12 protein-coding genes and 9 tRNA genes are annotated in these 12,493 nt (G+C 41.1%); all 21 read left to right on the plus strand.

Going from position 1 to position 12,493, the window contains the following annotated elements:
* The first annotated feature begins 354 nt into the window (after positions 1-354).
* The 21 genes from FWJ32_RS08145 to murJ all read left to right on the plus strand — a co-directional run bounded on the left by FWJ32_RS08145 (position 355) and on the right by murJ (position 12,484).
* On the plus strand, positions 355-702 hold the full coding sequence (locus FWJ32_RS08145; RefSeq protein ID WP_149545470.1) for a PqqD family protein: 348 nt from the start codon (positions 355-357) through the stop codon (positions 700-702).
* A gap of 43 nt (positions 703-745) precedes the next feature.
* Positions 746-1,324, plus strand: coding sequence for a hypothetical protein (locus FWJ32_RS08150; protein ID WP_149545471.1), 579 nt, complete (start codon positions 746-748; stop codon positions 1,322-1,324).
* A gap of 16 nt (positions 1,325-1,340) precedes the next feature.
* Positions 1,341-2,324, plus strand: coding sequence for an AIR synthase family protein (locus FWJ32_RS08155; RefSeq protein WP_149545526.1), 984 nt, complete (start codon positions 1,341-1,343; stop codon positions 2,322-2,324).
* 81 nt (positions 2,325-2,405) lie between these two features.
* Positions 2,406-4,100 carry an N-acetylmuramoyl-L-alanine amidase family protein gene (locus tag FWJ32_RS08160; protein WP_149545472.1) on the plus strand — a complete coding sequence of 565 codons (1,695 nt, stop codon included), beginning with the start codon at positions 2,406-2,408 and terminating at the stop codon, positions 4,098-4,100.
* An 82-nt stretch (positions 4,101-4,182) separates the two neighbouring features.
* The gene (locus tag FWJ32_RS08165; protein ID WP_149545473.1) at positions 4,183-4,707 is read left to right on the plus strand and encodes a DUF2179 domain-containing protein; all 525 of its coding nucleotides are present in this window, start codon (positions 4,183-4,185) and stop codon (positions 4,705-4,707) included.
* Between the two features lie 25 nt (positions 4,708-4,732).
* Positions 4,733-5,503: a ribonuclease PH gene (rph, locus tag FWJ32_RS08170; protein WP_149545474.1), complete on the plus strand. Its 771-nt coding sequence runs from the start codon at positions 4,733-4,735 to the stop codon at positions 5,501-5,503.
* Positions 5,478-6,071: an XTP/dITP diphosphatase gene (locus FWJ32_RS08175; RefSeq protein WP_149545475.1), complete on the plus strand. Its 594-nt coding sequence runs from the start codon at positions 5,478-5,480 to the stop codon at positions 6,069-6,071. Before rph ends, FWJ32_RS08175 begins: the two co-directional genes overlap by 26 nt.
* Positions 6,071-6,571 carry a metallophosphoesterase family protein gene (locus FWJ32_RS08180; RefSeq protein ID WP_149545476.1) on the plus strand — a complete coding sequence of 167 codons (501 nt, stop codon included), beginning with the start codon at positions 6,071-6,073 and terminating at the stop codon, positions 6,569-6,571. Before FWJ32_RS08175 ends, FWJ32_RS08180 begins: the two co-directional genes overlap by 1 nt.
* Before the next feature lie 81 nt (positions 6,572-6,652).
* Positions 6,653-6,729, plus strand: a tRNA-Arg gene (locus FWJ32_RS08185).
* A 6-nt stretch (positions 6,730-6,735) separates the two neighbouring features.
* A tRNA-His gene (locus tag FWJ32_RS08190) sits at positions 6,736-6,812 on the plus strand.
* Between the two features lie 9 nt (positions 6,813-6,821).
* Positions 6,822-6,897, plus strand: a tRNA-Lys gene (locus tag FWJ32_RS08195).
* A 4-nt stretch (positions 6,898-6,901) separates the two neighbouring features.
* Positions 6,902-6,986: transfer RNA gene (locus FWJ32_RS08200), tRNA-Leu, on the plus strand.
* Between the two features lie 6 nt (positions 6,987-6,992).
* Positions 6,993-7,068: transfer RNA gene (locus FWJ32_RS08205), tRNA-Gly, on the plus strand.
* Positions 7,069-7,087: 19 nt separating this feature from the next.
* Positions 7,088-7,161, plus strand: a tRNA-Gly gene (locus FWJ32_RS08210).
* Between the two features lie 13 nt (positions 7,162-7,174).
* Positions 7,175-7,249, plus strand: a tRNA-Gln gene (locus FWJ32_RS08215).
* Between the two features lie 7 nt (positions 7,250-7,256).
* A tRNA-Lys gene (locus tag FWJ32_RS08220) sits at positions 7,257-7,332 on the plus strand.
* A gap of 5 nt (positions 7,333-7,337) precedes the next feature.
* Positions 7,338-7,425: transfer RNA gene (locus FWJ32_RS08225), tRNA-Leu, on the plus strand.
* A gap of 194 nt (positions 7,426-7,619) precedes the next feature.
* Positions 7,620-8,933, plus strand: coding sequence for a trigger factor (gene tig, locus FWJ32_RS08230; RefSeq protein WP_149545477.1), 1,314 nt, complete (start codon positions 7,620-7,622; stop codon positions 8,931-8,933).
* Positions 8,930-9,514 carry an ATP-dependent Clp endopeptidase proteolytic subunit ClpP gene (clpP, locus tag FWJ32_RS08235; RefSeq protein ID WP_149545478.1) on the plus strand — a complete coding sequence of 195 codons (585 nt, stop codon included), beginning with the start codon at positions 8,930-8,932 and terminating at the stop codon, positions 9,512-9,514. Before tig ends, clpP begins: the two co-directional genes overlap by 4 nt.
* Positions 9,515-9,523: 9 nt before the next feature.
* The gene (gene clpX / locus FWJ32_RS08240) at positions 9,524-10,798 is read left to right on the plus strand and encodes an ATP-dependent Clp protease ATP-binding subunit ClpX (RefSeq protein WP_149545479.1); all 1,275 of its coding nucleotides are present in this window, start codon (positions 9,524-9,526) and stop codon (positions 10,796-10,798) included.
* A 114-nt stretch (positions 10,799-10,912) separates the two neighbouring features.
* A complete protein-coding gene (gene murJ / locus FWJ32_RS08245; RefSeq protein ID WP_149545480.1) occupies positions 10,913-12,484 on the plus strand; it encodes a murein biosynthesis integral membrane protein MurJ in 1,572 nt (523 codons plus the stop codon).
* The last annotated feature ends 9 nt before the right edge of the window (positions 12,485-12,493 follow it).

Below are 12,493 nucleotides of genomic sequence, written 5' to 3' on the forward strand. Positions count from 1 at the left end.
GTCCTTTTTATATGCGCTCCGCAGCGGAAGTGAAGTTGATTGGCCTCGTAAAATCTAACTTTATAACCGCTATGATATGAGATTATTAGTTGCTGCTATTGTGCCGATGCTTTTGATTTTGATTTAGTTTTTTACCGTTTTTTTTAACAAAGTATGTGCATTTACCAGGGTCAATACTATCTAGTGAGACGACGCACTCTAAGGTGCATTTACCCATTTCCTGGTAGATACAGTCCTCGACACAATTTATATTGACCATATACATCATCCTCCATATATATTTTGTGCAAATGTCCATAAATAATGTTGATTGACTTGGAGAGGAAAGTTTACAATATATAGAGGTGATGGCTTATGAGAAAAAAAGAGGATAAAAACTTTCTGGAATTCATTCCAAAAAGGCGAAATAATGTAAACTGGAGAAACAGAGAGGATGGAAATGTGACCCTGATTATAGAAAGAAATAAACTGGCGGAAAGGGTACTGGCATTCATGTTCAATGCTCCTAAAACTATAACACTGGACCTGGACAGGTTGGGAAGCAGGGTATGGACTCTATGCGATGGAGAGAAGTCAATAGCTACAATTGGTTTAATCATTGAGAGAGAGTTTGGGGATGAAGCAAAACCAACTTATGAACGGCTTATAAAGTTTATACAATTACTGAATAAAAACGGTCTTATAGATATTTCATCTGAATAAATGAATTTTAAAAGGCCCATCATACTAAAGGAGGTGGGTTTTCTTGCTGTTTCCTGACTATGATGAAACGCATCTACTGTATCACATAGCCTCTATATCTGATCTTAAAACTATATTCAAATATGGCCTGAGGTTTAATAGAAGGCTTAGTTATAAGGGGAAGTATCATGATTTTCACAGGTTTATGGACAAAAACCGGACTATGAATGTACCTGGATGGGTTATGAGGGAGAAGGCGGTGTTTGCCAGTTTAAACTTTAAGGATTGCCAAGTGTGGCACTCACACAGTGCAATTCTATCAGTGAGGATTAATGAAGATTATTGCTGGGTTGCCAATGAGAATACAGCCAACTATCTGTATGAGCCATTTATATTGAATCATATACCTGGATTTGCATCATTGAGTGACTTCCTTTATAATAAAGGTAAAGAGATCGCTAAGGAATACTGGGAAAATTCCATGAGCTTTAAGGAATACCTGTTGAAGAAAAGCTGTTTAGGCAGCGATTATGATGCTGAAGTGCTCATGATGAATGATATAAAGCCAAATGATATAAAGCTTTTAGCGATTATTACTGACCACAGGATAGTAACAATAGATGAACTAAATCAAACATATTAAGGGGAGGACAGAAATGATGCAACCGGGCAAACTGCCAAACGAGCTTATGGCGGAGATTGTGTTTTCCAATATAAGGGTTAAAAGAGATGAGGTTCTTGTATTTCCACAGGTAGGTATGGACTGTGGAGTCATTGACTTTGGGGAGGATGTGTGCGTTTTGTCCACAGATCCTATAACAGGTACCTCGTCAGACATAGGTTGGCTTGGGGTGCACATAGCTTGCAATGATGTCATAGCAGCTGGCGTGGAGCCACTTGGGCTTATGCTGACTATAATGGCGCCTCCAGGTACTACAGAATCAGAGCTGTATGAAATAATGAGTCAGGCTGACAAAGCCTCAGAGGAATTAAACGTAGCAATAGTGGGAGGGCATACCGAGATCACTCCGGCAGTGACCAGGACCGTCCTTTCTACCACAGCCATTGGAAAGGCAAAAAAAAGCAGGGTTATGAACATGCTTACTGTAAAGAGTGGAGATTACATTATAATGACCAAAACTGCCGGTCTTGAGGGCACTGCTATAATTGCTACCGAGAGGGAAGATGAGTTAAAAAAGCATCTTGACTCTGAGTTAGTTGAAAGAGCTAAGAATATGATTAAAGATATCAGTGTGTTGAAAGAAGGCGAAATAGCTGTCAGGGTTGGTGTCAATAGGATGCATGATGCCACAGAAGGTGGTGTTCTTGGAGCTCTCTGGGAGATGGCAGACTCATCCGGCTTAGGTATAGAGGTTTATGGGGATAAAATACCGGTAGCAGAAGAGACCAGGGCTATCTGTGATTATTTAAAGATAAACCCATTGAGGCTTATTTCCAGTGGCTGTCTCTTGATTGCCACTTCGGAAAAGAAACTGTTGAGTGAAGAACTTAAAAAAGAGGGAATAAAAGCGACAGTTGTTGGGAGGATAGTAAAGAAGGGGAGATATATAAAAAGTGGCACACTCAAGTTCCCATTAGAACCACCAAAATCTGACGAATTATACAAGGTGATAACAAATTAACCTATTTGTAATGCCTCTGTAATCTTTTTGTAATAATGATGGATTATAATGTAAGAGGCTCAAGCGGGAAAGGGGGAAGAGATGCTTAAAAGGACCAGTCTTTTTCTCATACTATTCATGACAATTATGGAGCTTTTGTTGCCGATGAAAAATGTCCTTGCGGCGCAAAAGGGGGTTAAGCTTGTAATAAATGGCACAAGCATAATGTGGTATAATGGGCCGCCGATAAGCATATACATAGACGGTAATAAAATTGATTCCGATGTTCCCCCTGTCATAATCAACGATAGGACGATGGTACCTGTAAGGGTGATATCAGAAAACCTTGGTGCCCTGGTGGATTGGGACAGCAAGACAAATACTGTCTACGCATCGTATAATGGTAATTATATTGAGCTTCCCATAGGCAAATCAGAGGCAAAGTTAAACGGGAACGTCATTGAGCTGGATACAAACGCTATGATTGTAAATGATAGGACTATGGTCCCATTGAGGTTTGTTGCAGAGGCATTTAAACTTCAAGTAGACTGGGACCAGGTGGCTTATTCGGTAACGATTAAAAGGCCAGAACCAAAAGATGGGTACAGCACTATCAAAGATGTTCAGTTTTACCCCACAGATGCAGGGTATCAGGTTTCAATAATATCTGATGGGCCAATCTCGCAGAACAGTTTCCTTATGCAGAACCCTGACAGGCTGGTCATCGACATACCGGATAGTATTATGGGACTGCCTAATGGCGTGATGCCGGTTGGGACAGGCATAGTAAGGCAGATAAGGGTTTCTCAGTTTAAAGAAAATCCATATGTATCCAGGGTAGTTATAGATTTAGAAGCAGTGCAGGAATACAGGATAACAGAGTCTGATGATAAAAAGGTCATCAATATCTTCTTTGGTTCCCAGATGGTAAACAGTATAAAATATGATGAGGAAAAGAATGCAGTAATTATCGATACTGATGGGGTCTACTATAACGCCTTTAAACTAAGAGATCCCTATCGTATAGTCTTAGATATACCAAATGCTCTTTTGAAAAACCCCAAGGGTAACAATACGATTAGTATCAATGATGGGAATATCAAATCAATTCGCTGGAGCCAGTTTGATGAGAATACGGTAAGGGTTGTAGTGGATTTAAATGATAAGATGGACTACAAAATAGAAAAGAACAATGGGGAAATTTATTTTTATGTTCTCCCGTATGACCCAAATAAGAAACATGTCGTAGTTATAGATCCAGGACATGGTGGCAAAGATCCCGGGGCCTCATCCAGCGACGGGTTGAAAGAGAAGGATGTAAACCTCGATATTTCTTTAAAATTAAATAACCTGCTTCAGGAAGCCGGTTATGAGACTTATATGACTAGGGTGGACGACAGTTACCCTGAGCTTATGGATCGGGTCTCGCTGGCCAATGAGATTGGAGCAGAGGTATTTGTCAGTATCCATAACAATGCCCATGATAACCCGTCAATAGGTGGCACAGAGGTTCTTTACTTCCCCAATGGTTATAATGGTGATATGAGAGATAATCGTACCTTGGCCCAATCTATACATGATGCCATCATGAATGAGGTGGACACTACAGACAGAGGGATAATTCAGAGGCCAAACCTTGTTGTTTTAAAGTATACGGAGATGCCGGCGGTAATAGTAGAGGTTGCGTTTTTAACAAATTCTAATGATGTTAAAAAGTTGAAGGATGAAGACTTTAAATGGCAGGTTGCAAAGGCCATATTTGATGGAATAGAGAATTATTTCTATAATATAGACTGAAGGGGAATTAAATTTTTCTCCTTCTCTTTTTTATTTATTCTTAATCTGATAAAATAAGTAAGGGATTAAGGGGGAATAATTTATGTGGGAGACACTTTTGGGTTGCGTTCTTATTGCCCTTGCCAGAATAACAGATGTATCATGTGCCACGGTACGTACCCTTATGCTGGTGAGAGGGAAAAGGACAATTGCGGCAGCTATCGGGCTCGTAGAGGCAACGGTTTATCTTCTTGCCCTCAGTAAGGTCATGTCAAGTGTTAATAATATTCCCAACATAATAGCCTATGCAGTTGGCTTTGCCAGTGGTAACTATATAGGCAGTTTGATTGAAGAGAAGATTGCAGTGGGCACCATAATGGTCCAGGTGATCCCGTCATGTACTGATGGTATAGTTGGAGACTTGAGAAGTATGGGGTATGGGGTTACGGTGGTGGATGGTACGGGCAAGGATGGACCGAGAGAGGTATTAAATATAACCATGAACAGAAAAGACCTGCCGCATATTTATAAGTATTTTCAAGAAAAGGACTGTCGCGCATTTATTACTGTGCTGGATACCCGAGACATAAGGGGCGGGTATTTAAAGGATATTACTAATAGGAAATAAATGGACTAAGAGAGGATAGTTGATAATGACAAGGATAGATAACAGGTTGAACGACCAGTTAAGACCAGTGCGTATTACATTGGATGTTTTAAAATATGCAGAGGGTTCAGCATATATTGAGGTAGGTGACACTAAGGTACTCTGTGCTGTAAGTATAGAGGAAAAGGTACCGCCATTTTTGAGAGGGAAGGGCAGGGGATGGATAACCAGTGAATATTCCCTTTTACCAAGGTCTACTCAGCAGAGGACGCCGAGGGATATTACAAAGGGTCGAATAAGCGGAAGAACACAAGAAATACAGAGGTTAATAGGGCGTGCTCTTCGTTCTGTGGTGAACCTGGATTTATTAGGAGAGAGGACAATCTGGATAGACTGCGATGTGATACAGGCTGACGGTGGGACCCGCACATCCTCAATCACAGGTTCTTTCGTTGCATTGGCCCAGGCTTTTGGCAAAATGGTTCAGGATGGTGTGCTGAAGTATCTGCCTTTGACCAACTTTGTTGCTGCGACCAGTGTTGGTATTGTAAATAATGAGAAACTTCTGGACCTGTGTTATGAAGAGGATTCGATAGCGCTTATAGATATGAATGTGGTGATGACAGAGAAGGGAGAATATGTGGAGGTACAGGGCACGGGCGAAGGCGGTCCATTTTCAAAGCAGGATATGGATGAGCTTATGTCATTGGCTGAAAAGGGAGTTATGCAGCTTATTGAAATACAGAGAGAAGTGCTTGGAGATTTATCAGAAAAGATAGGTGTTATACCGGATGAAATGGATAGCGGCGACCAATAATTTTAACAAATTAATGGAAATCCGTGAGATCCTTTCCACATATGGCATAGAAGTAGTTTCGCTAAAGGAAACGGGGTTTGACATTCATGTTATTGAGGACGGCAACAGTTTTGATGAAAATGCCTACAAAAAGGCAATTGCCGTATATAATGCCTTGAAACTGCCTACCCTGGCGGATGACTCTGGATTGGAGGTTGAAGTACTTGGGGGCAGGCCAGGCATATTTTCAGCAAGGTATGCTGGTGATAATGCGTTGGATAGCGATAACAATAAAAAATTGCTGGAGGAGCTGAAAGGTATACCTATATCAAAAAGAAGGGCTAGGTATGTGTGTACCGTGGTGTTGATAAAGGATGAGGATAAGGTGTACTATGGTAGGGGAGAATGTAATGGATACATACTGGATGAGCCAAGAGGCGAGAATGGTTTTGGTTATGACCCGTTGCTTTATATACCGGAACTGGGTAAAACCTTTGCTGAGATACCGTCAGAATTAAAGAATTGTATCAGTCATAGGGCAAAGGCTATAAAGGATTTATTGCAGCAGATATTATACGAGGTGAAATAATGAGGATAGGAATAATTTCGGATACTCATAGGCTCTGGGGCAGGATAGAGGAAGCTCTCAGAACCATGGGGAAAGTGGACATGATTCTACATCTTGGTGACAACGTGAGTGATGCAGAGGATATAAGAAATATACTCAGGGATATCCCGGTAGTTGCAGTAAAAGGCAACTGCGACTCAACAGATAATTTACCTGAGGAAAGGACATTGCTCCTTGAAGGGAGAAAGATATTCATGACGCATGGACATAGATATAATGTGAAATATGATTTTAGTGATATATATAAGAGGGCAAAAGAGGTGGAGGCAGACATTGCGCTTTTTGGGCATAGCCACCTTCCTATCATCTTGAGAAAGAGCGATATAATATTTATAAATCCTGGAAGCACCTCAATGCCGAAGCATGGTTCCAGTCCATCCTGCGCGATATTGACCATAGAGGACAACAGAATTGATGCAAGGCTTTTGACTGTAAGTAAGTCTATTGCTATGGCAGAGTAAAGTATTTTAAGGAAAAAAACCATTGACAAAGAAAAACACAGCTGTTATAATATGAAAATGTCAGCGGTGCTAACTGATGAAGCGCCTGTAGCTCAGTTGGATAGAGCAACGGACTTCTAATCCGTGTGTCGGGGGTTCGACTCCCTCCAGGCGCACCAGTCCTGGTGGGTATAGTTCAGCTGGTCAGAGCGCCAGGTTGTGGCCCTGGAGGTCGTGGGTTCGAGTCCCACTACCCACCCCATTTATACATGACCCATTAGCTCAGGTGGCAGAGCACCTGCCTTTTAAGCAGGGTGTCCCGCGTTCGAGTCGCGGATGGGTCACCACTTTGCGGGAGTGGCGGAACTGGCAGACGCGCAAGACTTAGGATCTTGTGCCTGTGGGCGTGGGGGTTCAAGTCCCTTCTCCCGCACCAGGTCATGCGGATGTAGCTCAGTTGGTAGAGCATCGCCTTGCCATGGCGAGTGTCGCGAGTTCGAGTCTCGTCATCCGCTCCAGTTTAATATGTTCATATGTGCGGGTGTAGCTCAATGGTAGAGCCCCAGCCCTCCAAGCTGGTCGCGAGGGTTCGATTCCCTTCACCCGCTCCATTATTGAAAATAATGGGATGTGGCCAAGTGGTAAGGCTCCAGAATTTGGATCTGGCATTCGCAGGTTCGAATCCTGCCATCCCAGCCATAATCATGCGCCATTAGCTCAGCTGGAAGAGCACCTGACTCTTAATCAGGGTGTCCAGGGTTCGAGTCCCTGATGGCGCACCAAAGAAGCGGAAGTGGCGGAACTGGCAGACGCGCTAGATTCAGGGTCTAGTGGGAATTCCTCTCGTGGGGGTTCAAATCCCCCCTTCCGCACCAAATATAGGGTTCAGGGTGATGCAGATGCATCACTTTTGTTGTATTTATGTCAGGTATATATGTTTTGTTGACTCCATGTCCACATATTGACCTGGTGTGTTTATAAAAATTATTGATTTTGATTTTGGTACATAACAATTTTGAGGTATAATAATTGTAGCAGAGCTGCTGCAAATTTTGTAAGGAGGATAAGAATGGGGTTTGAATTAAAAAAGGTAGAGAAGAACATAGCAACAATTGAGTTTAATATTCCTTCCAATGAATTTCAGGACGCTATAACTAAAGCCTATAAGAAGAATGCCTATAAGTTTAATATTCCTGGTTTTAGAAAGGGCAAGGCGCCATTGAAGATTATTCAGAGATATTATGGAGAGGGTATATTCTATGAGGACGCCATTGATGCTATTTTTCCAGAAAAATATGATGAGGCTATAAAAGCAACAAATATAGAACCTATAGACAAACCGATAATTGACATAGTACAGATAGGTGAGGGGCAGGATTTAATATTGAGGGCAGAGGTTACTGTAAAACCAGAGGTAAACCTCGGAGAGTATAAGGGTATAGAAGTAGAAAAAATTGAGTATAATGTAACAGATGAGGATGTAGAGAACGAGCTAAATAAGATGAGAGAAAGAAATGCTCGTCTTGTTTCGATAGATGATAGACCTGTTCAGGAAGGTGACACAGTACTAATAGATTTTGAAGGTTTTATTAACGGTGAACCTTTTGAGGGAGGTAAGGCACAAAACTATAGCCTTGTTATAGGTTCTCATGCATTCATTGAGGGATTTGAAGAACAGTTAATAGGTAAAAGTAAGAATGAGACAGTGGATGTAAGGGTACGTTTTCCGGAAGACTATGGCAATGAAAGTTTGGCTGGTAAGGAAGCCGAGTTTAAAGTGACTATAAAAGAAATAAAGTATAAAGAACTTCCTGAGCTGGATGACGAGTTTGCTAAGGATGTCAGTGAGTTTGATACCTTGGACGAATTAAGAGCGGATATAAGGAAAAGACTGCAAGAGGGAAATGAAAATCGTGCAAAGAATGAATTTACTAATAAGGTCATTCAGAAGGTGGTTGACAATGCTTCCATTGAGATTCCAGATGTTATGATTGAGCGAGAGCTGGACTCAATGGAAAGAAATGTGGATATGAATCTTAGATATCAAGGGATAACTCTGGATAAGTATTTTGAGGTTACTGGCACGTCAAGGGAAGATTTCAGGAACAACATGCGGCAAGATGCTTATAACAATGTGAAGACGTCTTTGGTGCTGGATAAGATTGCAGAGGTGGAAAAAATTGAGGTCAGCGATGATGAGATTGAGGGAGAAATAGAAAATATTGCCAAGGGATATCAGGACCAAGAAAAGTTCAAAGGGTCTATCACAGAGGATTACAAGGAGTATATAAAGGATAGTCTTGTGATTAGAAAGACTATTAATATGCTGGTGGAGAATGCAAAGCCAGTTGAAAAAATTATAGAAGGGGTTGAGGAAAAATGAGTTTAGTTCCTATAGTAATAGAACAGACAAACCGCGGTGAAAGGTCATATGATATATTTTCAAGGTTATTACGGGAGAGGATTGTATTTTTAGGTGAGGAGATAAATGATGTAACTGCCAGCCTGGTGGTTGCTCAGCTTCTCTTCTTGGAGTCTGAGGATCCCGATAAAGATATATATCTTTATATAAACAGCCCGGGAGGGTCTATAACAGCAGGTATGGCTATATATGACACGATGCAGTATATAAAATCTCCCGTCAATACTATTGCCATTGGTATGGCTGCATCAATGGGTGCATTCTTGTTGGCCGCAGGTGAAAAAGGTAAAAGATTTGCATTACCGAACAGTGAGATCTTGATTCATCAGCCTTTGGGTGGTGCGCAGGGCCAGGCCACTGACATAAAAATTCACGCTGAACACATTATACGTATTAAGCAGAAGATGAATAAGATATTATCGGAAAGGACTGGCCAACCACTGGAAAAGATTGAGATGGATACGGAGAGGGATCACTTTATGACAGCAGAAGAGGCAAAGGAATATGGTATAATAGATGAGATAATAACCAAGCGTAAGTGAGGTGAAACAATGGCCAAATATGAAAATCAAAAACAGCTGAAATGCTCGTTTTGTGGCAAGACGCAGGACCAGGTGAAAAGACTTGTTGCGGGTCCTGGTGTATATATATGTGATGAATGTATAGAATTGTGCCAGGAAATAATCGAGGAAGAGTTTGAAGAAGATGCAGACATAGAGCTCAGCGAGCTCCCGAAACCAAAGGATATCAAGGCGTATCTGGATGACTATGTTATAGGTCAGGAAAATGCGAAGATTGCATTATCTGTGGCTGTATACAATCATTATAAGAGGATAAACAATAAGTCGAAGAACAATGATATTGAGTTGCAGAAGAGTAATATACTTTTGCTTGGGCCAACAGGGTCAGGGAAGACCCTTTTGGCACAGACACTGGCGAAGATGTTAAATGTACCTTTTGCTATAGCAGATGCCACTACGCTTACTGAGGCAGGTTATGTCGGTGAAGATGTGGAAAATATACTCTTAAGGCTGATACAGAACGCTGATTATGATGTTGAAAGGGCCGAAAAGGGTATAGTCTATATAGATGAAATCGATAAGATAGCCAGAAAATCAGAAAACCCATCAATAACCAGAGATGTTTCCGGCGAAGGCGTACAGCAAGCACTCTTAAAGATTCTTGAGGGTACAATAGCCAATGTACCTCCTCAGGGTGGACGTAAGCACCCCCATCAGGAGTTCATACAGATAGACACTACAAATATCCTGTTTATATGCGGCGGTGCCTTTGATGGAATTGAGAAAATAATAGAGCACAGGATAGGCAGTAATTCTATTGGATTTGAAGCTGCAGTTAACAGCAAAAACGATAAAAAGATTGGGGAAATACTGAAGCAGATAATGCCACAGGACCTGTTGAAATACGGAATGATACCTGAATTTATAGGGAGAGTGCCCATAATTGTAACCCTTGATTCTTTAGACAGGGATGCCATGATAAAGATTCTGACCGAACCTAAAAATGCTGTGATAAAGCAATATCAGAAACTGTTTGAGATGGATAATGTGAAGCTGGAGTTTGAGAAGGAAGCTATTGAGGCTATTGCCGACAGGGCTCTAGCAAGAGGAACAGGAGCCAGAGGGCTTAGGTCTATCATGGAAGAGTTGATGATGGGTATCATGTATGAAATACCATCGCGTGATGACGTGGAAAGATGCATTATTAAAAAAGAGACCATCACCGATGGTGTTCCGCCTACCCTGGTGATTACTGAACAAAAGACTAACAAGAGGACAAGAAGAAAGACAGAATCGGTATCTTAAGAGAGCACTGGTATTATTTAGTTTTGTATAAAAACCGCCATGGTTTGTTTGACCATGGCTATTTTTTTGAGCTTATGATATAATACCAAGGGAAATTTAAGAAAGGAGATAAAAATGGACACAGAACCACATAGAACCGCCACGAGGGCTGCCGGACTTCTCATGGTGACCATAACTGCCAGCAGGATTCTTGGCTTTATAAGGGAGACTACAGTTGCCAATATATTTGGGACGAGCTACGTAACAGATGCATTTTATGCTGCATTTACCATACCTGACCTGATGTACTATTTATTAATCGGTGGCGCACTGAGTTCGGGATTCATACCTGTATTTACTTCTTATTTAGCTAATAACAGAGAAAAAGAGGGTTGGGAAGTAGCAAGTATATTTATTAGTGTTGTACTATGCCTTCTTGTTGTTGTTACAATATTGGGGATTATATTTGCCCCATACCTTGTACCTCTGGTTGCATATAAATTTAGAGGTGAGACTCTGGCATTAACTATAAGGCTTACCCGGATAATGTTTTCTGCTGTTATGATGACAGCTATAGCCGGTTTAGAATCCGGAATACTCAATTCATATCAGGAGTTTACAGCATCGGCATTTGGGCCTATTGTGTATAATATTGGGATAATATTAGGGGCTGTAATGCTTGGAACACGGTTTGGTGTTTATGGCCTGGCCGTTGGAGTCGTGGCCGGGGCTTTTGGCAATGTTCTTACCCAATTTTTTTCTACAATACGTCATGCCAAAGGCTTTTTTAAGTTCAACCTTGATGTCCATAATGAAGGGTTTAAACAGATAATAGCCTTGGTGATACCGGCTCTCATAGGGCTATCCATATCTCAGATAAATCTGGTCGTAAACCAAAATATTGCATCAGGCTTGGCTGAGGGCAGCATAACAGCATTAAGGTATGCGAACAGGCTATTTCAGCTTCCACTGGGCATATTTGCTATGGCCATATCCACTGCCTTTTTTCCATCCATGACAAGACAGGCATCCATAGCAGACTATAAAAGTTTTAAGTCAACGTTATCACTCGGATTGCGGAGCATATTCTTCATAACGATACCATCTGGAGTTGGTCTTATTGTTCTTAGTAAACCAATAGTAAGACTTCTATTTAAGAGCGGAAGTTTTACAGAATCTGATGTGGCTGCAACAGCTTTTGCGCTTGGGTTCTATTCCTTGGGTTTGTTTGCACACTCGGCCATTCAGGTGATAACAAGAGGATATTATTCAATTAAGGACACCCGCACACCGGTTATAATTGGTGCTATGGCTGTAGCTTTCAATGTAATATTAAATTTGATCTTTGTAAGGTATTCTAACCTTGCATTGGGCGGTATAGCATTTTCATTCTCACTTTCTGGTATATTAAATATGGTTGTCCTGCTTTATATATTAAATAAACGGCTGAATGGCATTGAAACGGGCAGAATATTAATGACAATTATTAAATCAACCGTATCCTCTCTGGTTATGGGAGCGGCAGCATATTATTCGTATGTCTATTTGAGTTCAATATTTGGGATAGAGTCGAAATTAAACCAGTTGATTCATACAGGGGGTTCCATTATAATAGGTGTTATAGTCTTTGCTGCTATGGCATATATACTCAGGATGGACGAACTAAATGTTGTTTTAGATATCATAAAAAGAAGAATTAAAAAGTAGAGTGGTGAT

The organism is Calorimonas adulescens (assembly GCF_008274215.1).
Lineage (GTDB): Bacteria > Bacillota > Thermoanaerobacteria > Thermoanaerobacterales > UBA4877 > Calorimonas > Calorimonas adulescens.